Annotated in this window: 21 protein-coding genes; 1 reads left to right on the top strand and 20 read right to left on the bottom strand. The window is 48.7% G+C overall.

Going from position 1 to position 26,601, the window contains the following annotated elements:
• The 6 genes from ACESLU_RS02510 to ACESLU_RS02485 all read right to left on the bottom strand — a co-directional run.
• The coding region (locus ACESLU_RS02510) for a response regulator (protein WP_372634651.1) at positions 1 to 622 on the bottom strand (622 nt) is incomplete at its 3' end.
• A 47-nt stretch (positions 623 to 669) separates the two neighbouring features.
• Complete coding sequence (locus ACESLU_RS02505) at positions 670 to 3,537, bottom strand: two-component regulator propeller domain-containing protein (protein WP_372634649.1); 2,868 nt, start codon at positions 3,535 to 3,537, stop codon at positions 670 to 672.
• Between the two features lie 176 nt (positions 3,538 to 3,713).
• Positions 3,714 to 4,568: an RNA polymerase sigma factor RpoD/SigA gene (locus tag ACESLU_RS02500; RefSeq protein ID WP_073062696.1), complete on the bottom strand. Its 855-nt coding sequence runs from the start codon at positions 4,566 to 4,568 to the stop codon at positions 3,714 to 3,716.
• Positions 4,569 to 4,747: 179 nt separating this feature from the next.
• Positions 4,748 to 5,920 (bottom strand): phosphopentomutase, encoded by a 1,173-nt coding sequence (locus ACESLU_RS02495; protein WP_372634654.1) that lies wholly within the window; start codon positions 5,918 to 5,920, stop codon positions 4,748 to 4,750.
• Positions 5,920 to 7,431: a GAF domain-containing protein gene (locus ACESLU_RS02490; RefSeq protein WP_372634647.1), complete on the bottom strand. Its 1,512-nt coding sequence runs from the start codon at positions 7,429 to 7,431 to the stop codon at positions 5,920 to 5,922. The genes ACESLU_RS02495 and ACESLU_RS02490 overlap by 1 nt, the downstream gene beginning before the upstream one ends.
• A 7-nt stretch (positions 7,432 to 7,438) precedes the next feature.
• Positions 7,439 to 9,235 (bottom strand): M3 family oligoendopeptidase, encoded by a 1,797-nt coding sequence (locus tag ACESLU_RS02485; protein WP_372634644.1) that lies wholly within the window; start codon positions 9,233 to 9,235, stop codon positions 7,439 to 7,441.
• A gap of 388 nt (positions 9,236 to 9,623) precedes the next feature.
• Here ACESLU_RS02485 and ACESLU_RS02480 point away from each other — a divergent pair, with 388 nt between their 5' ends.
• Positions 9,624 to 13,277 carry a multifunctional oxoglutarate decarboxylase/oxoglutarate dehydrogenase thiamine pyrophosphate-binding subunit/dihydrolipoyllysine-residue succinyltransferase subunit gene (locus ACESLU_RS02480; protein ID WP_372634641.1) on the top strand — a complete coding sequence of 1,218 codons (3,654 nt, stop codon included), beginning with the start codon at positions 9,624 to 9,626 and terminating at the stop codon, positions 13,275 to 13,277.
• 174 nt (positions 13,278 to 13,451) lie between these two features.
• On the opposite strand, the gene folE2 is transcribed toward ACESLU_RS02480, so the two are convergent.
• The 14 genes from folE2 to ACESLU_RS02410 form a co-directional block, all read right to left on the bottom strand.
• On the bottom strand, positions 13,452 to 14,351 hold the full coding sequence (folE2, locus tag ACESLU_RS02475) for a GTP cyclohydrolase FolE2 (protein ID WP_372634639.1): 900 nt from the start codon (positions 14,349 to 14,351) through the stop codon (positions 13,452 to 13,454).
• A 26-nt stretch (positions 14,352 to 14,377) separates the two neighbouring features.
• Positions 14,378 to 14,836 (bottom strand): 6-pyruvoyl tetrahydropterin synthase family protein, encoded by a 459-nt coding sequence (locus ACESLU_RS02470; protein WP_372634636.1) that lies wholly within the window; start codon positions 14,834 to 14,836, stop codon positions 14,378 to 14,380.
• Positions 14,837 to 15,202: 366 nt separating this feature from the next.
• Positions 15,203 to 15,430: a hypothetical protein gene (locus tag ACESLU_RS02465; RefSeq protein WP_372634633.1), complete on the bottom strand. Its 228-nt coding sequence runs from the start codon at positions 15,428 to 15,430 to the stop codon at positions 15,203 to 15,205.
• Positions 15,431 to 16,007: 577 nt separating this feature from the next.
• Complete coding sequence (gene ftsH, locus ACESLU_RS02460) at positions 16,008 to 18,068, bottom strand: ATP-dependent zinc metalloprotease FtsH (RefSeq protein ID WP_372634631.1); 2,061 nt, start codon at positions 18,066 to 18,068, stop codon at positions 16,008 to 16,010.
• A gap of 170 nt (positions 18,069 to 18,238) precedes the next feature.
• Positions 18,239 to 19,279 carry a thiamine-phosphate kinase gene (gene thiL, locus ACESLU_RS02455; protein WP_372634628.1) on the bottom strand — a complete coding sequence of 347 codons (1,041 nt, stop codon included), beginning with the start codon at positions 19,277 to 19,279 and terminating at the stop codon, positions 18,239 to 18,241.
• Positions 19,280 to 19,358: 79 nt separating this feature from the next.
• Complete coding sequence (locus ACESLU_RS02450) at positions 19,359 to 19,808, bottom strand: ExbD/TolR family protein (protein ID WP_372634626.1); 450 nt, start codon at positions 19,806 to 19,808, stop codon at positions 19,359 to 19,361.
• A gap of 8 nt (positions 19,809 to 19,816) precedes the next feature.
• Positions 19,817 to 20,362 carry a biopolymer transporter ExbD gene (locus ACESLU_RS02445; protein ID WP_372634623.1) on the bottom strand — a complete coding sequence of 182 codons (546 nt, stop codon included), beginning with the start codon at positions 20,360 to 20,362 and terminating at the stop codon, positions 19,817 to 19,819.
• An 18-nt stretch (positions 20,363 to 20,380) separates the two neighbouring features.
• The gene (locus ACESLU_RS02440; protein ID WP_372634620.1) at positions 20,381 to 20,650 is read right to left on the bottom strand and encodes a hypothetical protein; all 270 of its coding nucleotides are present in this window, start codon (positions 20,648 to 20,650) and stop codon (positions 20,381 to 20,383) included.
• A 38-nt stretch (positions 20,651 to 20,688) separates the two neighbouring features.
• A complete protein-coding gene (locus ACESLU_RS02435) occupies positions 20,689 to 21,399 on the bottom strand; it encodes a MotA/TolQ/ExbB proton channel family protein (protein ID WP_073062654.1) in 711 nt (236 codons plus the stop codon).
• A 149-nt stretch (positions 21,400 to 21,548) separates the two neighbouring features.
• Positions 21,549 to 23,579: a cytochrome c biogenesis protein CcdA gene (locus ACESLU_RS02430; protein WP_372634617.1), complete on the bottom strand. Its 2,031-nt coding sequence runs from the start codon at positions 23,577 to 23,579 to the stop codon at positions 21,549 to 21,551.
• Positions 23,580 to 23,616: 37 nt separating this feature from the next.
• The gene (gene rplI, locus ACESLU_RS02425; RefSeq protein WP_372634615.1) at positions 23,617 to 24,060 is read right to left on the bottom strand and encodes a 50S ribosomal protein L9; all 444 of its coding nucleotides are present in this window, start codon (positions 24,058 to 24,060) and stop codon (positions 23,617 to 23,619) included.
• A gap of 32 nt (positions 24,061 to 24,092) precedes the next feature.
• Positions 24,093 to 24,344: a 30S ribosomal protein S18 gene (rpsR, locus tag ACESLU_RS02420; RefSeq protein ID WP_372634613.1), complete on the bottom strand. Its 252-nt coding sequence runs from the start codon at positions 24,342 to 24,344 to the stop codon at positions 24,093 to 24,095.
• Between the two features lie 37 nt (positions 24,345 to 24,381).
• Entirely contained in the window at positions 24,382 to 24,768 is a 387-nt protein-coding gene (rpsF, locus tag ACESLU_RS02415; RefSeq protein WP_372634611.1) for a 30S ribosomal protein S6, read from the bottom strand.
• A 371-nt stretch (positions 24,769 to 25,139) separates the two neighbouring features.
• Positions 25,140 to 26,601: NADH-quinone oxidoreductase subunit N (locus tag ACESLU_RS02410; RefSeq protein WP_372634609.1), on the bottom strand; the 1,462-nt coding region annotated here is incomplete at its 5' end.

The raw sequence follows: 26,601 nt of genomic DNA, 5'->3' as shown, positions 1-26,601 counted from the left end.
TCAGTGATTTTGCAATCACCTCTGCTTTAGAGTTAACGTGTAACTTCTTATAAATGTTTCGTATATGTGCGCGTACGGTATCAATGGATATATCATACCGGTCCGCGATCATTTTATAGCTTAAGCCATCGACAAGGCCATTGACAATGTCGTGCTCCCGGGGGGTCAGATTCGAATCGGGATCTTTTTTAGGCATTTCTTCCTGAAAATGCGTGATCACTTTGCGCGCGATTTGAGGAGACATCGGGGCCCCGCCGTCCAGCAGTTTCAGGATAGATTCTTTAATTTCAGGCAGCGAAGTATGCTTGAGCAGGTAACCCGACGCCCCGGCCCGCAGGGCCTTGAATATCTTATGCGAATCGTGATAAACCGTCAGCATGATGATCTCGATATCGGGGTACTTATCTCTGATAATGCTGATCCCCTTGATACCCGACATGCCGGGCAGCTGTATATCCATCAGGATGACATCCGGCCCGGGATGTTCCTCCAGGTATTCAAGCATCTCTTCGACAGAATCCACGGCAACGGGACAGGACAGGTCGTCCTGCATATCCAGATACCGTTGAATCAGGTCACGAATCTTTTTATTGTCTTCGACGATGCCTGCGACTGAAGTCATAAGAATATGATTTAGGTGAATATTTGGGGTCATATTGCCTGCTGGCACTACCCTGCGTGTTCCACGCGCACTTCAAACCCCTCGCTGTTGTTAAAGGTAATATCTGCGCCAATACGATTTGATCGCATTTTCATGTTACGCAATCCCTGGCCGGTTTTGCGCTCATTTTTAGCGCTGCTGCCATTATCCCGGATACTCAACAGAAAGCCGGGACCATGGATTGAAAGTACAACTTCCACTTTATCGGCATTGGAATGTTTGGCGATATTGTTGATTGCTTCCTTGAAAATAAGATACAAATTTTCTTTCAGTGAAACCTGAAGCTTTTCCCGCATATTGCCGTCGAACTGGTAGATAACCTCTTTCCGGGGCAGCACGCTGTTCACGTGGTCCTGCATGCGATCGGTAAGATCACCCAGCGTATCATTGCGGGCATCGATCGACCAGACAATATCGTCGAGGCTGGAAACAATCTTCCGGCTCTGGTTCCCTATCTGACGAATAGACTCCTGCAGCGGATCGTCAACATCCATCGTCTGTAAAAAATCGGACTGCAGGGCTATTTCCGTAAGAGCGGAGCCCACATCGTCATGCAGGTCACTGGCAATTCGTACCCGCATGCGTTCGATGTCCACCATCTTTCGAACACGATAATAATTATATATAAACGCTATAAATCCTCCTACTGCAAGTAATAGCAGTACTACAAACCACCATCGGAGCCAGAATGGAGCCAATACGGTAAAACTAATCTCAGCTTTCTGTGTGCTTAGCTGTCCGTCATTATTTTGGGCCATGACCTCAAAGGTATAATCGCCCGCCATCAATGCCGGGTAGCGCACGCTTCGCTGCGTGGTCCTTTGCCATCCTTCCCCGGAATTCTTAAGACGATACCGGTACTCAACCTGGTGGGGAGCGGTAAAGTTGATACCGATAAAGGTGAACGTCATATTGTGGTTGTCGCTTCCCACTTCCAGATCCGGTTTAACACCGATACTTTCTCCCGACACGGTGATATTCTCGATATGGATCTTCGGGGGTGCTCTGTTTACTTTCTCCTGGGAGGGATCAAACTGCGTTACCCCGCCTACCGAACCGAACCAAAGGGTTCCTCTGCTGTCTTTATACGAGGCGCCGGCATTCATCTCATTGGCCACAAGTCCCTGGTCCTGCGTAATAAGCTTAAACGCCGGGACTTCCCTTGAATTTTGTCCAGCACTGTAGGCCCCATAGTCGAACCGAACAATACCCCTGTTGGTGCCAATCCAAAAGATGCCCCGGTCATCCTGTTCTATAAAGTAGCATACTTCATCGGGGAGCCCGTCGGCCGCCGTAATCGTTTCAAAGGTCCCGTCATTAAATTGGGCCAGCCCTCCAAAGGTGGCAAACCACAAATTTCCGGCTTTATCTTTCAGGATATCCAGGACGCCGTTGTTCGGCAATCCGTCCTGTATGGTATAATTGGTAAAGTTGCCATCCCGTAGCCGGCTGACGCCGCCATAGGTTGCAAACCAGACCGACCCGTCATCCATTTCTTCCACCGCCATTACGGTATTATTCGCGAGGCTGTCTTCCTCCGTGAGATGTTCAAACTGGTTTCCGTCATATTTAAGAATCCCCTCTCCGTAGGTTCCCAGCCACCAGCTGCCGGGTTCCTGTTGCAATTGATGGACGGCACGGATCTTACGAAAGGGCAGTTCTTCTTCATCGAAATTAACAAACTGTTGTCCGTCAAAAATACTTAATCCCCATCTCGTGCCGATAAAAAGACGGTCTGCTCCGTCGGAATCAAGGGTATAAACTTTATTGTCAACCAATCCATCCTCGCTGTCGTAGGTAGTAGCAGAGCCCGAGGAGTCAATACGGGTTATCCCTCCCCCGTAGGTTGAAATCCAGTGGCTGCCCGAGGGGTCTTCCGTGATGGCGGTCACCACGTTATTGGGTAATCCTTCCTCTACCGTATAGTTTTTGTAACCGCCGCCTAAAAACAGGCTTATACCCCCTCCGAACGTACCAAACCATATATTGCCCTCACGATCGTATTGTGTAGCCTGGATGATATTATTGACCAGTCCCTCCTCAATTGCATAGTTCGTGAAGTGCTCATCCTCAAAAAAGCTGCCTCCCTCCTCCGTACCAAGCCAGAGTGCGTCCGCTTCGGTGACAGAAATAGATTGTATGCGGTTGTTAACGAGTCCGTCTTCTTCGCTGTAACAACGGATATCGTCTTCCTCCGCCCGGCACAGACCACCCCGCGTAGCCACCCACAATATGCCGTCGGAGGTCAGGGCCAGGTCGCGAAGCCGATTATCGGCCAGGCCATCTTCGGTAGTGAATGTCCTGAAATTACCTCCCTCCAACTTCGTAAGTCCCCCGCGCGTGGCAAACCAAAGCCTTCCCCGGTCATCCTCCACAATATCGCGAACCCGATCTCCTCCCAGGCCGTTGACCTCCCGGTACTGGGTTAAATTCCCCCTTCGGTCCAGGTGCCAGACCCCCTCCCCGTCGGTAGCAAACCAGTAATCATTCAGCTGATCCTGGTAAATAGCTAACACCGTACTTGACTGCAGGGACCGCAGTTCCCGCGGAGTATGAATGCTGTCGGACCGGAGGACATTTACGCCGCTTTCCGTACCGATCCACAGCTGGTTGTTGTGGTCCTCGTAGAGAGCCGTAACCCTGTTATCGAGCAATCCATTTTCGAGGTAATAACTTTTAAATTGGATCCCGTCAAAGCGATTTAAGCCATAGCTGGTAGCGACCCAAAGGTAGCCTTCACTGTCCTGGATGAGATCGTTTACAACTGATTCACTTAGCCCATGCTCGATGGAGTAGGTCCGAAAAGGCAGCACCTGGGCCTGTGCAAAGCCGCACAGCAACACCATCAAAAGAAATATGACCGAAGATTGTTTCATAGCCGGATTGCTGCCCCTGACAGGGGAACCTCAACGAATGTCACTGTCGGGATCTATATGATTTTATGTGAAATATTCGTTTCTGTCACTTTATTCATTCTATTAAAAGTTTGGCACAATAAAAAAGCCCCGATAATAGGTCGGGGCTCTTTATCAACGGATATTTTGTAAAACCACTAACCCAGATAAGCTCTCAGCGCGGCACTTCGGTTATGGTGACGCAGCTTGCGAAGTGCTTTTTCCTTAATCTGACGCACACGCTCACGGGTCAGGTCAAATCGCTCGCCGATCTCTTCGAGTGTCAGTGAATGCTCGCGGCCAATTCCGAAATAAAGCCGGATAACTTCCGCTTCACGATCGGTCAGCTTGGAAAGTGCCCGCTCGATCTCCACCTTGAGCGATTCTCCCATCAGGTCATTATCGGGATCCGGCGTCTCCTCATTTTCCAGCACATCCAGCAGGCGATTATCTTCTCCCTGGGCAAAAGGAGCGTCCACGGAAAGATGGCGCCCGGAAATCTTGAGCGTATCCGCCACTTCCGAAACCGTCATATCTAGGCTTTCGGCCAGTTCGGCGGCCGAAGGCACCCGTTCATATTCCTGTTCCAGCTTTGAAAGCTCTTTACCTATCTTATTCAGCGCTCCGACCCTGTTCAGCGGCAACCGCACGATACGGCTCTGCTCGGCCAGGGCTTGCAGGATAGATTGACGAATCCACCATACGGCATAGGAAATAAACTTGAACCCCCGGGTTTCGTCAAAGCGCTTGGCGGCCTTGATAAGCCCCAGATTCCCTTCATTAATAAGATCCCCGAGCGACAATCCCTGATTCTGGTATTGTTTGGCTACAGAAACCACAAACCGGAGATTGGCTTTTGTTAAGTCTTCAAGTGCTTTTTGACTGCCTTTTTGGATCTCTTTGGCAAGTCGCACTTCATCTTCCGGGGTAATGAGTTTTTCCTTGCCAATCTCCTGTAGATAACGGTCGAGTGATTCTGATTCTCGAGTAGAAATTCCTGAACTTCTTGCCACGGGATATTATGGGTTTATTGATAATTTTAGTGCATTTTTCACAAAAAAATTGATCGGTTCGAACAGCGATCAAATCCGTTTAGGGTAAGGTAACGCCTAAGATAACAGAATGTTGTCTTTTCAATCTCTATAATATAACGGTTCCATTAGATAATTACGAACAAAGATCCGGGCAGCTATCATTCCCTTTTTAACATACTTTTCCCGGGGAAATTTGTTTCCAGCCCATAGAAATCAGTTATCGTGCAGGCGATATCACTGAAGGTCTGCCGCGTGCCCAGGTTCAGCTGTTCGGCAGAAGATGCGGGAAACAGCAGTAACGGCACGAACTCACGGCTGTGGTCGGTGCTGGTCGAAGTAGGATCATTCCCGTGGTCCCCGGTGATCATCAACAGATCATCTTCCCGGACCTTATCCATAATGGCCGGTATAGCCCGGTCAAACTCCTGCAGGCTTCGCGCAAAGCCTTCGGCGTCCAGGCGGTGCCCGTATTTTTGGTCGGTGTCAATAAGGTTGACAAAGACAAAACTGTCCGAGACAGCCGACATCAGGCTGAGCAGCTGCGCTATTCCCTCGGCATTACGCTTCGTGCGTCGAAACTGGGTAAAATGCTGTTCCGTAAACAGATCAACCACTTTCCCGATGGAATACGTCTTAATACCGGATTCCAGAAGGCGGTTCAGCAGGTTGTGCTCGGGCGGTTCTATGGAAAAATCGTGTCGCCGGTCAGAAATGCGTTCAAAACTCCCGGGACCCCCTTCGAAGGGACGTGCGATCACCCGTCCCACCCCGTGCCGGCCGGTCAGAACATTATTCCGGGCATACTCGCACCACTCGTAGAGGCGCTCTACGGAGGTGACATCGACATGGGCGGCCACCTGGAATACACTGTCTGCCGAGGTGTACACAATGGGGTAGCCGGTTTCAAGATGTTGCCGCCCGTAATCCGCAATAACCTCGGTTCCCGAATACGGCTTGTTGACCAGCACCCGTTCAATCCCCGCACCCCCGCAAAATTGCTGGATAACGGGATCCGGAAATCCACCGGGATAGGTCGGAAAAGGACGATTGAGCTGGATGCCGGCCATTTCCCAGTGACCGGTGGTCGAATCTTTTCCGGCGGAGCGCTCGCGCATCTTTCCATAACCGCAAAGCGGCTCTGCCGTAACGGGCACGGAAGATAGTGGGATGATATTTCCCAGCCCCATCCGCTGCATATTCGGCAGATTGCAGGCCGTCTCACCGCAGATATGGGCAAGGGTATTTTCCTGTTCATCGCCATATTCCTGTGCATCTTCCTGTGCACCGACTCCCAGCCCATCAATAACAATTACATAGCAATTTCCCATTATTATTGAACCTCATTGTTTCCGGACTTCATGGCTCCCGAAAGTGCTGATTTAGCTTTGGTCAGCACCTGGTAAGAATCCTGTGATTCGCCTACCAGCTTTACCGGACCGACAGTGATATCCGTCTCGATATGCATGCCGTTGTCGAGCTCAAACGAATTCAAAAAATTTTTTCGGAGGGCTGCGATCCATTTGTCAACGGCCTCGGAATCTTTATTCTGAATAAAGAAGGAGTATATATAATCCGAATGAAAGCCTAAAATACCGGTGTATCCATATTGAGAAGGATTAAACGTCCTTACCAAATCGCGCTGCATCTGGTCGAGCTGGTCGATGCGCATTTTCGTGCGCAATTTCGGCAAATTCGACAGGGTAATAAGTCCGAACCAGGAATGAAACTTCGATTTCTCTTCCCGAATGTTCAGGAGCTCAGCATCGACGGTCTTCTTCCAGAAATCGGGCAAAAAAGCTCCGAATTTATTCGCAAAAACCGGCTCATCAATGTCAATACCGGGATCGTTCCCCATGATCTGGAGTCCCGCTACACGCACCAGGTTCTTCAGTTTGTGCTTCGTCGATTCCTTGAACGTAAGGGGATTTTTATCGTGTGCAAGCACGACCCCCTGCCGGCGATCGTTCATCAGCAGCGGTATGGCCATGGTTGCGCCTTCGGTATGCTGTTCCCGGGGCGATAATCGCTTGGGACTATTATTAAAATGAATAGCAAATTCGGTATTACCGTTTTCGGCGGCCTCGCTGGCAAGCGAGCGTTTTTCCATGGTCATGCCGACCGGCAAAGGATGCCGGGCCTCGTCAGAGTTCATCACATTACACCAGCTTCCCATTCCCTGCGCGACAAATGACACGCCGCCATCCGGCAGAAACTCTTGCAGAATATTAAGCAGGCGTTTAACCAGTTCTGCACGATGACAGCGTACGTTCAGCCTGTCAAGGCATTTCTCGTAATCGATCCATTCATTTTGCTGTTCATAGAGGTCACTGATCTCCAGATATGTATTCAGGACATTGCGGAGCGCATCGATATAGGAATAAATAACATCGCTTTGTCCGTCGGCAGAAATTTGATCCCGCGCCTCCAGTACGGTGATGGCGACGGTTTCGCCGTTATTCACAAAGGGCAGCATGGTTACATACCGCACCGGTACGTTGTCGTAATAATGTTTCAACAGAGAGGGGTCCATCTCCCGTCCTATTTCCCGGGACGCGGGCTCCGAGATATCCTTAAATTCATTTAAAAAATGGTTCTCAAAGGTCAGACGATCTTTAAACATAACATTATCGAGCTCGGTAGACTTGGTCTCGAGGACAAACTGTTCACGTGAGCGGTTGATCCAGTACATATACACGGTTTGCATGCCGGAAGCACTCCGCAAAAGGAAAATGAGATCTTTCAGCACATGCTTGAACTCTCTCAATGCCTTTTCCTGGCGTTTTTGTCCCATTATTTCCGCTTTTGATCGATCTTCTTCAGGTGCGGCTGCATAGTTGTTCATAGATCTCTTAGCTAATCTTTTGTGCCAATTCTTCTGCCTGTTCAATCATATGGTCGATAGCTGTCAATCCTTTATCCCAGAAATCCGGCTGGGTTATATCCAGACCCAGTTTGCCGACAATATGTTCCGGCCAGTCAGCCCCGCCCGCCCGGAGCATCTCAATATAGCGGTCTGCAAAGCCGGCTTCCGACTGGGTATACTGCTCGTAAAGAGCGAGTACCAGCAGCTCTCCAAAAGCATAGGCATACACATATCCCGGCGTGTGAAGAAAATGGGGAATATAGCTCCACCAAAGGTTATAGCCCTCCGTCAGCGTAACGGATTCCCCGTAAATATCCTGCTGTGTCCGACGCCACAGCGAAGAAAACTCCTCAGTCGTCAGCTCCCCCTCTTCCCTGCGTTTGGTATGGATGGCGTGCTCAAAACGATTCATAGAAACCTGGCGGAATACGGTGGCAATAGTATCATCAATCTTGCCGATCAACAGGGCCAGCTTTTCTCTGGGATCGTCGAGCTCGCGCATCAGGGCCTGGAAAACCAGCATCTCCCCAAATACGGAAGCCGTTTCTGCGGTCGTGAGCGGGGTATTGGCCTGCAGTACGCCCTGCTCACGCGAGAGGTACTGGTGTACCCCATGTCCCAGTTCATGAGCCAGCGTCTGGACATCACGAATCTTTCCGTCAAAATTCATAAACACATACGGGTGGACGGAGGGGACGGTGCTGGCGGAGTAAGCCCCGCCCCGTTTACCCGGCTTTATCGCGGCATCGATCCAGTCTTTATCAAAAAACTCGCCGGCAATGCGTCCCATCTCCGGGTGGAAGTCGGTATACGAGTCCAGAACGGTGCTGCGGGCATTATCCCACCGGATCTCCTTTTCATTCTGCAACAGCGGTGCGTAGCGGTCGTAATCGTAGAACTCGTCATAATCCAACAGTGACTGCTTGAGTTTATAAAAGCGGTGAACAAGGTGGTAGTTATCCGTTACGGTGTCGACCAGAATATCGACCGTATCGTCTTCGATTTCATTCGCCAGGTTACGTGAGGATATCCAGCTGGAATAGTTGCGCAGCTTATCGTCGGTATGCTTGTCGGCCAGCAGCGTGTTAAAGATAAACGTCAGCGACCGGCTTAATTCGGAGAAGGTCTCTGTTAGCGCGGCATGCGCCCTTTTTCGCAACCCGCGATCCGGCTCGTGCAGCTTGCTCAGCACTTCCTGCTGGGTGAGTTCTTCTCCATCCAGGGTAAAGCGAGCTGCTCCCATCGTTTCGTCAAAAAAGCGATTCCAGGCACTGCGGCCGGTTACCTTTTTGGCCGAGAGTACCTGTTCCGCTTTTTCATCCAGAATGTGGGGTTTATACCGGCGCGATGTTTCCAGGTGATGTTGGTAGTAACGCAGTTCTTCGCTCTCAATCAGGCGGTTCGCTCTTTCATCGTCCATCGCCAGCCATTCCACGTCAAAAAAGACCAGCTGCTGGTGGATTTCCGAGGATAGTTCATTCGCCTGCTGAACTAATTTGCCATATTCGGCGTTTGAAGTATCCGTCGACCAGATAAGCTGGGCATACGATCCTATTTTGCCCAACAGTTCTAAAATTTCTTCATAATCATGCAGGGCCTGCTTCATGTTTTTTTCATCAAACTCCGTTACGTTGTCTTTATATGACGAGGCAAACTCTTTGGCGAGTTTACGCACACGCTTTTTATCGTCTTGCAAGTCGGGATCGTCTATAGATGCATACAGATCGGAAAGGTCCCATGTTATATTCCCGGCACCGGTTTGGTCGCTCACGTTATTAGTCATAAATTGCTTGAAATTAATATTAATGATTCATAGTGATATACGATCGTGCAGGCTCAGCACAAGAGGGCTTTGAAAAACCAGTCCCGAAGCATCGGGAAATATCAAAACCTGAGTGAATTCGAAACCACAGCATATATTATATATAAAAACACATGCGAGGATACTGAATTCGCGAAAATGCAGATATTGGCCAAAAGAACGATTTTCAATGCTCTTTACAATAAAAATTAACTGCCCTGAATAATCGTATTTTAACATTACAATGATTAACTTTAGAGTTATTTCCTGATCACTTAAAGAAACCAAAAAAATCAGTCAAATTTAACAGTGAATTGATCCGTTTTTTTGACTGTTGCTAATTTTTAATCTCACTCAATAAGAATACATTTTGAAGTCGCTGGAAGCTGTATTTGGACCCAATTCTGCACTTGTTGAAGAACTATTTAATCAATATAAAGAGGATCCTACATCAGTCCCCAATCACTGGAGACAATATTTTGATGAGCTTGATGAGGACGATTCCATTGAAGAGCTAAAAGAGGAAGCCCAGAAGGCCGGCAATGGCACCCCTGCCTCTAACAAAAGACGTGAAAAGAATAAAAAAACAGCTGCTCCGGAAAAGAAGAAGGAGGAGGAAGAAAAGGACTTTCCCAAGGGCAAGACGCTCGAAAAAATAAAGGGGGTATCGAGCAAGATTGTCGAAAATATGGACGACAGCGTTCAGATTCCTACTGCAACGTCGGTCCGCGTGCTGCCCATGAAGATGCTCATTGAGGACCGGGCGATTATCAATCGTCATCTCCTCCAGCACGATGAGCCCAAGTCTTCCTTTACCCACTATATTGCCTGGGCTATAGTAAAAGCGCTGAAAGAGTTTCCCAATATGAACAACTCATTTGTGCGCAAGGATGGCGATCCTTATAAAGTGATTCCCGACCAGGTTAACCTGGGACTGGCGGTGGACGTACAAAACAAGGACGGATCGCGCAACCTGCTGGTGCCCAATATCAAGGGGGCTGACAAAATGAACTTCGGGGAGTTTTTCCATGCCTATAACAACCTTATTGACAAGGTTCGAAACGGCAAGTTAGAGCTATCCGATTTTGACGGCACCACCATCACGCTGACCAATCCCGGGATGATCGGGACGGTGCAGTCTGTTCCCCGCCTGATGAATACCCAGGGTACGATTATTGCCACCGGGGCCATTGACTACCCGGCGGAATTCCAGTCGATGTCGCAAAAAGTGCTCAGCAAGCTGGGAGTAAGCAAAGTGATGACGGTGACCTCTACCTACGACCACCGGGTGATCCAGGGAGCGGAATCGGGCTCTTTCCTGAAAAAAATTCATACCCTGCTTAATGGCGAAGAGACGTTTTACGAGGAGATTTTTGACGATCTCGACATTTCCTACGATCCCCTGCCTTTTGGGGAGGACAAGTATGTGGGTCAGCTCGACGGCCAGGGGGCCTCGCTTGAGGATAACAAGCGGGCTATTGCCGTTATGCGTCTTATCAATATGTACCGTACAAGGGGACACGTACTGGCGGACCTCGACCCGCTGAGCGACGAGCCGGACCACAGTCCCGAACTGGATCTGGAATATTACGGCCTGACCCTCTGGGATATGGACCGCGAGTTCTATTGCGGCGGACTCGGGGGGAACGAAAAGGCGCCTCTGCGCGAAATTGTGCGCCTGCTTCGCGATACCTACTGCGGTAAGATCGGCGCCGAGTACATGCACATTTTGGACCTGGATGAGCGGCAGTGGCTGCGCGAGCGGATGGAGTCTACGGCCAATACGCCTGAGTTGAATATCGATGAAAAGAAGGAAATACTGCACAAACTAAACCAGGCCAAAGCGTTCGAGCAATTCCTTCATAAAAAATATATCGGCCATAAGCGGTTCTCGCTTGAAGGCGCTGATACCCTGATTCCCATGATGCATCACATGCTCGAAAAAGCAGGGGAAGAAGAAGTAGAAAAAATATTCATGGGCATGGCTCACCGGGGACGATTAAACATCCTGGTGAATATTCTGAACAAACCCTATCGTAAAGTCTTTGCCGATTTTGAAGGTAATCTCGATCCCGACAGCATACAGGGCTCCGGGGATGTCAAGTATCACCTGGGAGCTGAAGGCAAGTACAGTACGAAAGCCGGCAGGGATATTGATATTGAGTTAATGCCGAACCCCAGTCATCTCGAATCCGTGAATCCCGTAGTGGAAGGAGCTACCAGGGCAACACAGGATCATGATGAGGCGGATGACGCCAACAAAAATATTATGCCGGTTCTCATCCATGGCGATGCCGCCTTCTCGGGCCAGGGTGTGGTGAGCGAAACGCTTAACATGTCCCAACTGGAGGCGTATCAAACCGGGGGCACGGTACATATCATCATCAACAACCAGATCGGATTCACCACGCTTCCGAAAGACGGTCGCTCTACTGAATATGCCTCCGACCTGGCGAAGATGATCCTGGCCCCCATCTTCCATGTCAACGGCGACAACCCCGAACAAGCGGTCCATGCCATGCAGATGGCTTTTGAATACCGCCAGAAATTCAATAAAGATGTCGTTATCGACCTTATCTGCTACCGGAAGTATGGCCATAACGAAGGCGATGAACCCGCCTTCACCCAGCCCGGCATGTACCAGGAGATCGAATCGCATCCGCCGGTCCGCGACCTCTATGCACAACACCTGCTTAACCAGGAAGAACTGACGGAGGAGGAAGCGCAGGAACTTTTTGACGAATTTGACGAGCTGCTTCGGGAGGCCTTTGAGGATGCCAAAAACGCCTCGCCCCTTGAAGTCACCGACGATATGATCGAACGCCACGAAACCAGTCAGGATGAGTGGCCGGAATTCCCGGATACGGCCTATCCCGGAGAGGAACTCAAGGATATTGCCGTTAAATTGAATACCGTTCCCAAAGGATTCGATGCCAACCCCAAACTGCTGAAACAGCTGGCAAAACGGGCAGAAATAGTAGAAAAAAATACGAAAAAGATCGACTGGGGATTTGCCGAAGCCCTCTCTATCGGCTCGCTGCTGAAAAACGGTACTACGGTGCGGCTTACCGGGCAGGATGCCGAGCGGGGGACCTTCTCTCACCGTCACGCCATCCTTCACGGTACGGAGACGGACCAGAAATTTGCCCCGCTAAATAACCTGAATGAGGACCAGGCGCCCTTTTACCCGTATAACAGCCTGCTCAGCGAATTCGCCTCCGTGGGATTTGAATTTGGCTACAGCGCGGCCAAGCTCGACGCGCTGGTCATCTGGGAAGCCCAGTTCGGTGATTTTGTGAACGGCGCTCAAATACCCATCGATCAATATATTTCATCCAGCAAAGCGAAATGGGGACAAAAATCAGCACTTGTGATGACACTCCCGCACGGTTATGAGGGACAGGGCCCCGAGCACTCTTCCGCCCGGCTGGAGCGCTTTCTGCAGCTCTGCGCGCAAGACAATATGCAGATCGTAAACCTGACTACGCCTGCCCAGTATTTCCATATCCTCCGCAAACAGGCCATGCAGGAGGACAAAAGGCCGCTTATTATTATGTCGCCCAAGAGCCTGCTGCGTCATCCACTGGCGACGTCGCGGACCGAAGACCTGGCAGAGGGGGCCTATCAGCCTTTTATTGCGGACCGGGAAGTGGAAGACAAGAGCCGTATTGATCGGCTGATTATCTGCTCGGGCAAGGTGTATTACGATCTGTATAAACAGCGCGAAGACGAGGAGATTGACAACATCGCTATTGCAAGGCTGGAACAATTCTATCCCTTCCCCGACCGGGACGTAAAAGATATCCTGTCGGAGTATGAGCACGTGGATGATATCGTCTGGTGCCAGGAAGAGCCCAAGAATATGGGTGGGTGGACATTTGTCGCGCCCCGCATCATGCGGCAGCTTCAGGAAAACCAGTCCCTCCGTTATGCGGGACGTCAAGCCTCAGCTTCACCGGCGGCGGGACAGGTGAAAATCCACAAAGCGGAGCAGCAGAAACTTCTGGACCAGGCCCTGACGTAATACGCCCCGGCAAAAACCATTACTAAAAAGGATTGCCAATTTTCAAAGTTTGGCAACCCTTTTCGTATGGAAATTGTTGCGAGATTTAACAGGTTAGTTTAGTTAGCGTTAACCTGCCTTTCTCACCCTCACCAAGAAATAGTGTGTATTTTGATTGGTTGTGAGAAATCCGTGTCAGCGCAGTCCGTTGGGAACACCCTTATATATACGGCTGACCGCATCGTGACTGTGCAGGCTTTCTTCATGGACACAGCGGATTACAAAATCTTTAATTCGCTCGTCGGTATTAAGCTCTTCATATAGCAAGCGGGCCGCATCCTCTACAAACTTCTGGTAAGCAGCATTCATCTCAGCAAACGCCTGCTCATCCTCTCGCTTTACCATCACCTGCGTTTCAGTCATCAAAGCCGTGCGGCAATGTTCCACCACCTCTTCTACAAAAAGTTCTTCCTCCAGTTCAATCTTGATGGTCGCAAGACTACGCTGGCTATGTGGAATACCTGCAACGCCCCGGGATTCTCTGGCATGTTCTGCAAGTTCATACGAGCAAGGACAAGCGCTGCTGTATTCATAATCCATGTGCATAAACATTCTGAACTTGCCATTGGGCGTTAATGTACCTTCAAGAGCTACGCGGTAATACTGATACCCCTCAAGGCCGGAACGAAGACTTTCCTGTAAAATAGGATAGTTAAAAGAGAGACGTATATACGCCGACCGTACATCCAGTTCCTCTATATATAAATCCAGGACATCTTTCAATTTATTAAGGTGAAAGATATCATCTTTGAAATCATAGAACCGGCGGATAATCCGGCTCATGTTGATGCCTTTCTTACCGGCTTCAAGTCCAACATACCCATCGACAGAAGTCTCAAGTGTAATCAATTCTCCATCGGGACGGGGATACTTCATAGGAAGCTTAAAATCAGATATCCCGACCTGTTGAATGGGCACATTAGCTCCTTCAATCAAAGAAGCTGGACCATTCTGCAAGTCAGGCAAGCTTTCTTTGTATTCGTCAGAAATTATAAATGTAGGATCGTAGTGTCGTTTCAATGTGGTGGAAATCATTCTTTTGTACTGCTGTTCAATAAATATTATTCAATTTCAGGTAATGGTTTTCCCAAGCGATAAGGACAAAATTCAGCTGAATTTCGTTCGGTTTCCTCCAGTTCAAGGCTGTAAAGGAACCCACTGCCCTGTGCTTCTTTTGCAATCGGTTCCTCGACTTGCTCAAAAAAAGCTTTGACTAAGTTTTCCGTTGAAGGCATAATGCCCTCTAAAAACGGGACGTCCAGGTTCAGGTTCTTATGATCACACTCTTCAACAATGCGTTCTTCAATAATCGAATTCAGCGTTGACAAGTCGATCACGTATCCGGTAGCGCGGTTCACTTTACCTGCAACCGTCACCTTCACAGTATAATTATGCCCGTGCCAGTTCTCATGATTACACTTGCCGAACGTTTGTCGGTTCCATTTATCAGACTTCTCGGGGTTGTGTAAGCGGTGAGCTGCGTTAAAATGTGCCTTACGTGTAACAAAAACCAAATCCATGCTGTTTTATTGTTTGAAATATCGACTCTCCAAAACGAATATGTAAAAGCCAAGGTTCCAAAATATCTACCTAAACTATAACCCTTAAAGTTTTTTTTCAAATTTATTATGGCCTGGAAGGCCCTGATTCCGTTTCCCCGTCCTGCTCCGAACTCTCTGTTCCCTTCCGAATTCCTGCCTGATACCATTTTGGTCCTGAATACATCCTGTTCCGGTTCAACCGGCAAAAAATGACGCCTGATGTTGATAACCTCATAGCATTTGGAATATGATCTAAAAAAATAAGGAGGCACCGCTTTCAACAGAGCCTCCCTGTGATCAGCACACCTCACACGATGTATGTGAAACGATTACGGTAGGCAGAAATTATTGATTCGGCCAGCGGACCCAGCTGCCTTCGCGGGTCCAGTCTTCGGATCCCATCGCCCCGGCGAAATCAACCTGTTCAAAAAAGGAGTCGGAAGGAATATCAGCCCCCGTCAGTGACGGCGATTCCGCCTGAAGGGTAAAAACATAGTTGTCGGCATCCGTGAACAGGGGATTCGCTTCCATGTAGGAATCGGAATAGCGTTTCGCGTCCCCCCTTTCTCCCATCCGAGGGCATTGCCCCAGATATAGAGATTCGTCAGCATCATTTCTCCGCTATCATAGTTATCCCAGGTCTGATCAGCTTCATTTTCATCGCCAGCAGCTCCTTCGAGTACAAAGTTATAACCGGGCATGTTGCTGAGAATAATATTCCGGTAGTCTCCGGTAAAATCCTCGCGCAGACGCATCCCGGATTTGAAATCATCCGTGTTGTTGGGAGCGCCATAGACGGTAATGTTTGAAAGGAGCGGGCTGCTCGGATCGCCTGATCCCTCGAATATTATGCAATCGTTACGAAAAAGTTATTCCCCTGTAACCCTGATGTTAACTGGTACGGGCTGCCGTAAAAGAAAAAAAATAGGCGGTATCAGATAAAGATCAGGACAGACTCCAGTGGATGAATGAATAGTGGGTAAAAACGCACTATTCGATAACTACTCCTAAATTATTATGATTATACTATCAGAGTGCGTAGAGGACGACATATCCACTACCTACATGCGTCATACGGAATACATCCACTAAACCCGAATCCGGACCTTTCCAACTTCTCACTCTTGAAATAGAAAGCCTAATCTGCCCCCTATTCTCCCTGGTCCGAAATATTGCTCTCTGCTTCCCGGGCAGGTTCTTCCTCTGCGACCCCGCCATCCGTACCCCTGTCCCCGTGACCGTTAGAAGTTTTCAATCCCTGCTCGGTGGCAAAAATTCCATCCGGGTATTTTCCCTCGGGATGGTCGCCCAGCAGCTCTTTTAAATCATTGTGGTCGATAACCTCTTTATCCAGTAGCGTGTCGGCCATTTTTTCAAGCTTATCTTTGTGCTTGATGATTAGAGCTTTCGTACGCTTATAGTTGTTTCGGATAATTTCACTTACCGCATCATCAATACGTTCTGCGGTATGTTCGGAGTATTTTTTATTGAAGCCGTAGCTGTTTTCAGGGTTTTGAGAATCCTTAAGCGAGAGGTAGCCAATTTCTTCACTCATTCCGTATTCGGCCACCATGGCAAAAGCCAAATTGGTGATGCGTTCCAGATCGTTCTGGGCCCCGGTTGAGATACGTCCGAAAATGATTTCTTCTGCAACCCGCCCCCCCAGCAATGCACAAATCTTATCATTAAGCTCTTCGGTCGTCATGAGAAAACGGTCCTCAAGCGGCGTTTGCAGGGTATAGCCCAGGGCGGCCAATCCCCGGGGTACGATACTTACCTTCAACACCGGATCAGTGTGTTCCAGGTACCAGCCCACAATGGCGTGTCCCGATTCGTGATAAGCCACAATTTCCCGTTCCCGGGGATTGATAAGCTTATTTTTCTTCTCGAGTCCCGCTATAACCCGTTCAATGGAATCCTGGAAGTCTTCCATTTCCACCTGTTCCTTACCGCGACGCGCAGCCATGAGAGCGGCTTCATTACAGAGGTTTGCCAGTTCAGCACCGGCGAAGCCCGGCGTCTGTGAGGCCAGTAGTTTAAGGTCGATATCCTCGGAAAGCTTCAGCTTCTGGGCATGCACCTTCAATACCTCCATTCGCCCCCTGAGGTCAGGTTTGTCAATTAGAATCTGCCGGTCAAAACGTCCCGGTCGGAGCAGTGCCGTATCCAGGACATCCGGGCGGTTGGTTGCGGCCATGATGATAACCCCTTTATCGGTGTTAAAGCCATCCATCTCGCTCAAGAGCTGATTCAGGGTATTCTCCCGTTCATCGTTCGATCCCATCATCATTCCCTTTCCGCGACTTCGTCCGATAGCATCAATCTCATCAATAAAGATGATGCAGGGCGCCTTTTCTTTGGCCTGTTTAAACAGGTCACGTACCCGGGCGGCTCCCACGCCTACAAACATCTCCACAAAATCAGACCCGCTGAGGCTAAAAAAGGGCACATCAGCTTCGCCGGCCGTAGCTTTGGCCAGCAGCGTTTTACCCGTACCCGGAGGTCCCACCAGAAGGACCCCTTTGGGCAGTGTTCCTCCCAGCTTGGTAAATTTCTTGGGGGTGCGCAGAAACTCGACGACCTCTTCTACTTCCGCCTTTGCCTCTTCAAGTCCAGCCACATCTTTAAAGGAGACTTCGTTTTCTTTCTGCTTGTCGTAAAGCGAAGCTTTATTCTTGCCGATATTCAGTACCTGTTGGCCCGGATTCATCCGGCGGAAAATAAATATCCAGAAAATGATGGCCAGTCCGATGGGTATCAGCCAAATTAAAATTCCGCTGAACCAGTCGTCTTCAATGCGTACGTCATACACAACGCCATGCTCATCTAACATGGGTCGAATCTCATCGCCCTCTAGCATGGTGGTCGTAAAGCTGTTTTGGCTTGCCGAACTGCTGTCAAGCTGCCATCCTTCCTCCTCCGCAGTCTCCGGGGTCACGACGCCTTCTTTGACGGCTTTATTACTGTACTCACCCCTGATATAGGCTCCGTTTTCTATCGTAATCTCCTCGATGTAGCCCTTTTCAACATACGATAAAAAGGTGCTGTATTTTATTTGTTCCCCATTGCTGGTATTCATAAAATAGATTTGAATACCGAACAGGGCCAAGAGTAGGACCACATATATCCAAATAGGAAATTTAGGGGATTTCTCATCTCCCTTTTTGGGGCTTTTCAGGTTTTTATTAGAAAAATTCTTTTTTTCGGACATGTACAGAATGGTAGCAAATTGAATTTATCGTATAAATATACGGCAAATAATTAAAGTGTGCGTAATATACCCCGGATTTACTTGCACTTACTTTTTATTAACGGTTTAAAACACCAAAACGTATGCTCTGTAGTACACAAACACTTGGTCCTGTTTATTTAAGTCCTCTTTTACTCTTCCCTCCCATCAAAAACGGCCACGTCTCCCTCTGCTTTTTGCATGCGAATACCTTCTGAGGAGTCGGTTATTTTTCCGATAACCGTAAAATCACTGAATTCGTCGGCTAATTTTTCCACTTTTTGTTCGGGAAGGGTAAACAACAGTTCAAAATCCTCGCCCCCGTACAGGGCGTATTTGTCAACATCTTCTTTCATTTCGTCAGCCACCGAACGGGTATCCAAACTGATGGGAAGGGCGGCCTGGTAAAAATAAGCTCCCGTCTCCGAGGCCCCGGCCAGATGCTTGAGCTCACTGACCAGTCCCTGGGTCAAATCGATCATGGAAGAGGGCGAGAGGTTCAAATCGGAAAGCCGCTCAATGAAATCCTTCCGGGCCACCGGTACCAGTTGTCGCCGCACCACATATTCATAATCGGATAGATCCGGCTGAAAAGCCTGCTGTTGCTCCTGCTCCCGCCAAAATTTCTTCTCACGCATAAGTATGCGCAAGCCGGCGGCGGCTCCGCCCAGGTCGCCGGTCACGCAGATAGCATCTCCCTGTCGTGCCCCTTTCCGGTAGATTATCCTGTTTTTCGGAACGCTTCCATAACAGCTGATACTGACGCCCAGTGTCTGGTGAGAAGCGGTCAAGTCGCCGCCTGCTATCTGAAACTCGTAATCCTTTCCTGCCGCGCCGATCCCGCGGTATATTTCCTTCAGCATGTCGACGGAGATCTTATTTGGCACAGAAAGATTCACCAGGACCACCTCCGGGGTGCCATTCATCGCATAAATATCGCTGACAGCAGCCGTGGCAATTTTATAGCCCAAGTGATGAAGAGGAACATAGGTCAAATCATAATCAACTCCCTCCATAAAACTTTCCGAGCTCAGCAGCTGATATCCCCCGGTCCCCTTATTTTCCAGGACCGCGCAATCATCTCCGTACCCCTGTACGAGCTCATCCCTGTTGACGGAATTATACTCCATCAGTTCTTCGATAAGTTCGCCGCGGCCTAATGACTCTATCGTCCTAAATGATTCTTTATCCATATTCTGCTGCTGTTATAAATAAAAAAGGCAGGTACACGGGTGTGTACTTGCCTTTCAAAAAAAATGTATGCTATGTTTTTTAGTCCGTCTCCTGCCTTGTGGAGTAGTTTATCCTCAGGGTCCCAGCTTCACGGAGTTCTTCCTGAACATCCGTAACAAGGCCTGTCCCTGTCTCATCATTTACACGGAGAGAGACAATCAATTTTGGCTGTTCCTGGTACTTGTCGTACATAATATTTCGAACGGCTCCAATATCATCAATAAGAGCGTCGTCTATCTGTACGCGCGGCTCCCCCAGTTGATTGCCCTGAAGCTTTTCGGGACCTATGTAAATATAGCTGATCAGCCGTTTCTGCTCAATTTTCTCAATATTTTCCGCCTCAGTGTAATTAATTTGAACCTGAAGCTCAACTTCACGGAGCACGGTCGTCACCATGAAAAAGATAAGCAGCATAAAGATGATATCCGGCATAGCAGACATCGGGATGTCCTGGCTTGTATTAGCCGATTTCTTTTTAAAATGTGCCATAGTTGATCTTATCCTTCATCTGGTTCTGCAATTGAAATTTTCTTGGGATAGATATCCCGTACCGCCTCTTGCTGTTCACTGTCATCCTCGAGCTGGCTGTATGGAACGCCAAATTCGGACTGTGAAGCCTCATCGCGCAGTTCGTTATAGGCGCCCATCACTTCATCGAGCATATTAATATACGTTCGATAAGGCGTTTCCCGGGAAGTCTTAATCGAAACGATCGCTTTATCGGGAGATTCGGAAAGATCGGGATCTTCCCCGCGGTTGGTTACAAAATCTTTTAAGATCTGTTTTACCTGCTCGACCTGCGTTGGTTCATCATCGATCAATATCATCCCCTCGGCATTGACAAGAATATTGAGCAAATTACGCTCCTTAATGGGGGGCGGATCCTGATCTTCTTCAGGGGCCGGAGGCAGCTGAAGGCCGATACCGGTATCGATATCAATTGTTGTGACGAGCAGGAAGAAAATAAGCAGCAGAAAGGCAATATCTGCCATTCCTGCTCCTCCTATTTCGGCCTCGTCTCGATTCCTGTTTTTATTAAACATAGTGTTAGAACCTAAGAATTATACATTAAATGTACCGCGCAAACCGGTAAGAAAGATTGTCAGGATCATGAGTGCCAGCATAAACAACATCGTGGCTACCCCTGCCTGTGTGATATCGCCGAAGATGCCAAAGGCAATTCCAAAAAAGGCAAAGGGCACCAGCATCGTCAGAATCTTCTTATAGTCCTGTTTTCCTTTAATAAGGCTTTGGATACCGGAAATCAGCATTCCTAAGATACCGAGTCCGATTAACCCCAAACCTAATCCTATTGCTATTGTTACAATCATAATATTAAATAAGAATTAGCATTAATTTCAAGGTTATTTTACTCACCGGACTCATCAGGAGCGACTTGTTTTCCTTCCTTGAGCATCACAATAGAGTCGATTAATGTAATGGAGCTCTCCTCCATTTCAGAAATAATGCGGTCGATCTTGGATACGCAGTAGTTGTAACCAACCTGCAAAATAATACCCGCAAGAAGGCCTGCAGCTGTCGTAAGAAGTGCTACCTTAATACCGCCGGCTACCAGCGAGGGTGAAATATCACCGGCCTGTTCGATGGCGTCAAACGCCTGGATCATACCCACAACCGTCCCGAGGAAACCTAACAGCGGGGCGATAGCGATGAATAGAGAGAGCCATACGAGCCCCCGTTCCAAAAAGCTCATTTCTATCGATCCGTATGCTGAAATAGCCTTCTCTGCCGCATCAATGCCTTCGTCCACCCGCATCAGGCCAGCCTGGAAAACAGAGGCAACCGGTCCGCGGGTTTCAGCGCAAAGTTGACGGGCAGCAGGCACGCCTCCCTCATCGAGGGCTTCCTGTACATCAACCACAAATTTGCGGGTATCAATATCTGCCAGGTTTAATGTTATGATCCGTTCAAGGAAAATAGCCAAACCTAAGATGAGAGCGACAAGGACCGGCCACATAAACCCACCCTCGTTACCTTCATTAAATCTTTCGACGATTAAATTAAAAAAACCTTGATCCGCTCCTGCTTGAAGGAAAAAGAGTGTTATTGACGATGTCATACGATTACTCCAGTTAAATTAAATTAGTTATCAGTTTATAAGGGCTTGTAAAGATGGAAAATGATAGATTAATTTATTTAAAATGTCAAAGAAAGGAAGCAAAAAAAATATTTTCACTTCTTTTCACACATTCTGATATCAAATTTCTATCATTTCATCCCAATTTGTTGCCTTTTTGTTAAGTTATTAAATTTTTGAAGGCCTGTGTCCAAAAATCGCTGGAATTTATCTTTACTGGCATAACCCACCAGTTGTTCCAGGATTCTTCCGGTTTCCGGTTCCACAATTACATATGTGGGGAGTGCAACGGTACCTGTAAGCTCAAATTGAAATTGCTGATTTTTTGGACCTTCAGATCCATCGTCTGTATATAAACGCACTTGCTCCATTTTTGCAAATCGTTTTTGAATAGATGGCTGAGGAAATACATTGGCTTCCATGGCCCGGCAATTAGTGCACGTATAGCCTGTAAAGTCAATAAATACGGGAATATTTTCTTTTTTCGCTTTTTCCACGGAAGCCTGGTAATTGCTTGACCAGGATTTCCGGGCGTCGTTATTTGTACTTGTGGTGCCCTGCTGTGCGAGTGTCTGCACTACGCTTACATCTGTAGCTTGTTTGGGAGGCAGCCAGGAATCCCATATTCCAAGTGAAGCTCCCAGCAATCCCGGGATCAGATAGAAACTAAACAACAGTAATGGAAGTGACAGCATTAACCGGCCTGTTCCGATTTTTTTCGGTTTGGTTTCATGAGAAAGAGTAAAAACTCCCAGCACATAGAGACCGGCCAAAATAAAGATAGCGATCCAGGCAGCAATGGCAAAAGGACGGGAAATAAGTCCCCACTGCCAGACCAAATCGGCATTGGAGAAAAACTTGATGGCGGCGGCGAGCTCAATGAAGCCTAATAGAACTTTAACGATATTCATCCATGAGCCGCTTTGCGGCAGCGATTCCAGCCAGCGCGGGAAAAGGGCAAAGATTACAAAGGGACTTGCAAATGCCGCCGAAAAGGCGGCCATCCCGATAATGGGGTAAAACCATTCGCCACCGGTCGTCGCGGCCAGAACACCACCGACAAAGGGTGCTGTGCATGAAAACGATACCGCGCTAATGGTCAGTGCCATGAACAGAATACCGGCTATACCTGAACTTTCATTGCTTTTTTTATTCAGCCAGTTCGTCAGTTGATACGGCAGGCGAAGCTCAAAAGCTCCCAGCAGACTGACCGCAAAAACAACAAGAATGAGAGCAATAAAAAGATTGACCCATGGATTGGCAGCAAACTGATTGGCCCCTGACGCCCCGACCAACAGGGCCAGGAGTGCTCCCAGGATGGTAAACGTAATCACGATAGCCACCCCAAAAGCAAACGCTTGTCCCACCGCCCTCCTGCTGCCCTGACCTTCTTTCTGTTTTGAAAAGAAAGAAACTGTCAGCGGTACCATCGGAAATACACAAGGCGTGAGCAGTGCGGCAAAACCCGCCATGAGTGCAATCCACAGAAATGACAAGATGCCACCACTGCCAAAGCCCAAACTGCTACCGGTGATCGTTCCGGCAGTTGACGTTTCGTCGTCCCCGGAAGAATCCGTCAGGTCTCCCGTGTTATCGGGGGTGTTGGCCGAGGTAGCGGTTTCTCCGTTCGTACTTTCCGATGTTTCTTCAAAATCAGTATAGGGGTCATCCGCAACCCCGCTGATGGTAATCGACTGGGTAATGGACTTGGTTTTGGGGGGTAAACATGAGCTGTCATCACAAACCTGGTACAGGACTTCCAGGTCAATCATGGAAGATCCTTCCGTATCCGGACTGAAAGCCACCGGAATAGTAAAAGTCGCCTCTCCGGTATGCCAGCCCAGCTCTGCGTTAAAATTGGGGTCCATCTCTATGGAAGGTTCGGTCTCCCGGACCTCCCCCGCCACCTTCATCCGGGGATTGGCTGAACTGAACTGGGTGGGATACGGACCCGCGTCCGGGTCGTTCGCTATCGAATACAAATGCCATTGACCCTCGATGGAGGCGTGCACCGTCACCTCGAAAACGGCCCCGGCCTCTGCCTCGGGCGGGGCCTCCGCAACAGTATACGTAACGGGGTCCAGCATCTGCTGGGCCTGAACAAAAAATGGGGATACCATCAATATGATGATCCCCATGACATATTTTAAATACGCATCCATTGTTGCCAGTTTAGGTTAAAACGTCGCAGTCAACGTTTTATTCTTTTACGACCCAAACCTTAATCTGCGGTTGAATCTCACCGATAAGATTTACGGTAGCCGTATATTCACCCAACGTTTTGATGTCCTGGTCCAACGAAATCTTACGCTTGTCTATGGTAATATCGCGTTGTTCCAGGGCCTCCGCGACATCCTGGTTGGTTACGGAGCCGTGGATACGCTCGTCTTCCCCCACCGAAACAGGAATAGTGACGGAAGTGGTTTCAAGACGCTCAGCCATCTCCTGCGCCGCTTCAATGGTAAGCTCAGCCCGACGTTCCGCCTGTTCCTTAATGCGGTCCAGCTGCTTCAGCGCCCCGTCGGTAGCCATCATAGCTTTTCCCTGTGGAATCAGGTAGTTCCGGCCATAGCCGGCTCTAACCTCGACAATATCACCGGAGTCACCGAGCTTTTCCACATCTTCTCGTAAAATTAATTTCATGTATTTATTAGCCATTGGAAATAGTAAATTTTTTATCGAAGGTTATCTGCTACATAGGGCATCATTCCTAAAAAACGGGCCCTCTTAATTGCACGGGAAAGCTGGCGCTGGTACTTTGCGCTTGTTCCCGTTACACGGCGGGGCAGAATTTTTCCCTGGTCGTTCATAAAACGCTGTAACAGTTCAGTGTCTTTGTAATCGATATACTCGATGCCCGCTTTGGTAAACTTGCACGAGCGTGTTTTTATCTGTCCCTTCTTCGGATGTGATGGATTCTTAATCATAACAAAAAATAGTTGTAGTTATCAAAATGGATTTCAATTAATCTTCGTCTTCTTCACTTTCTCCTTCCTCTTCATCAACAAAGACGGTCGGTACGGCATTCTTACGCTGAAGTTCGCGATGCCGCAGCATTTTAGCGTCATACTTAAGTGTAAGATAGCGCATCACGTGATCATCAATGCGAAGAGCGCGTTCCAGTTTTTCTATAAGCTCGCCGGGTGCTGAAAAATAAGCGTTTACGTAATAGCCGCTTGATTTTTTATCCATCTCATATTCGAACTTGCGTATTCCCCACTCATCCACTTCATCGATTTCTCCCCCGTTATCGCGAATATAATCGGTAAATTTCCCCACGATCTCCTCGTACTGATCATCTTCGAGAACGGGATTAATAATATAGGTTAGCTCGTAATAGTTTTTACTCATGTGTGATATGTTTCCTTTGGTTGCTTCGGTTTGAAACAGCCGGCGTAGTGACTTTCACTCGCCAGCAGGCACGCAAAAATAGCGCTTTTTACCGTCAATTACAATCTTCTCCCGGCAATAAAAAGTTCCTTTTCCCACAACCGTTAGCAGGATTTTTGAGGTTCACAGGGGCAATCTTTGAGACTGTCTTAAGCGTAGGTGCTTGAAACAATAAGTATTAGTAACGTGTTCTGCGAAGCCCGGCCGGGGCCTATCCCGGGTTTCTTATACCAAACCTCCGAGGGATTCGATTTTTAAATCGCTCAGATTTTATGTGGGGAAAAGCAAAAAAATAAAGTCTTGCTTGCACAACAACGGGTTCCATACCGCCTTTATCTTCCGAGGAAGGCCACCCAGTCGCCCGTGTAATAAGAGGAAATGAGATCGTGTAACCCTCCGAAGGCCACACCGAAATAAATCGTCATGATAGCTAATACAATGAGCGTTGTTTTATAAACCATGCCGGCCTGCACGAAAGGGACATCCTTATGCGGTTCACGGAAATACATGTAGACCATGGGACGCAAATAATAATAGACGCTTGCCGCACTTGCCAGTACGCCCACAACGGCAAGACCAATCATCCCGGCATTGATCGCAGCGGCAAAAACCAGATACTTACCAAAAAATCCGACCAGCGGGGGGATGCCCGCCAGCGAGAACAGGAAGAGCGAAAGCATCACGCCCATAATGGGTCGCTTGAATCCAAGTCCCGCGTAATTATTGACATCCGTAAAGTCCAAGCCCTGCTGTCGTTCGTAGTAGGCGACAATGCCGAAGGCTCCGATATTCATAATGGAATACGCCAACAGGTAAAAAAGCACCGCGCTGTACCCTTCGGGCGTGCCTGCGGCCAATCCAACCAGCAGATAACCGGCGTGGGCAATACTGGAGTAAGCCAGCATACGCTTTACGTTGTCCTGAACCAGTGCAATGATATTGCCCAGTATCATGGTAATAATAGCAACCACTTCTATAACATTCGACCAGTCGGCCGTTTCAGCGGGTATCATCTTCGACACCACTACAATCAGCGCTACAAATGCCGCAGATTTTGAGGCCGTGGCCATATAAGCGGTAATCGTCGTGGGAGTGCCTTCATAGACATCGGGCGTCCACATATGAAAAGGAACCGCGGATATCTTAAAGAAAAAACCAACAAGCAGAAGGCCGCCCCCCCCGATAAAAAGAAGATCGGAGCTGGCCTCCCGGGCAATTTCCGGGATACTCAGCGAACCCGTCGCCCCGTAAAGCAGGGCCATCCCGTATAACAGAAAACCCGTTGAGAAAGCCCCCAGCAGGAAGTATTTAAGAGCGGCCTCGGCTCCGGTCTTGCGATCCTTGATCAGTCCCGCCAGCACGTAAAGACAAATGGACATGGTCTCCAGTCCTACGAAGATCATGACCAGGTTATTGGCGCTGGCCAAAGCCAGCATGCCGGAAGTGGCGAAAAGGATCATTGCATACACCTCGCCGAAGTCGTGCTCAACCGCTTTTAAGTACTCCCGGGATATCAGGACACAGAAAAGCGCCCCGAACAGCACAACCGTACTGCCAAAAGCAGAAACCCCGCCATAGGTGATCATGCCGGAGAATGCCTCGCCCGCCGGGCCGAACATATCCACAACAGCCAGTATCAAACCGGTCGCGAGGGAGGCAACGGCCAAGCCGTATATGCCGTCGTGATCGTCCTTGTAGGCGTCAATCAAAAGAGCGATAAGACCGGCAACACCTACGATAATGCCGGGCAAAAAAGCGTTAAGATCGTGTAAATAATCCATGCAACTTAGTTGT

It is taken from the genome of Fodinibius sp. (genome assembly GCF_041642155.1).
Lineage (GTDB): Bacteria > Bacteroidota > Rhodothermia > Balneolales > Balneolaceae > Fodinibius.
This window is presented reverse-complemented; position numbering and strand designations above follow the sequence as displayed.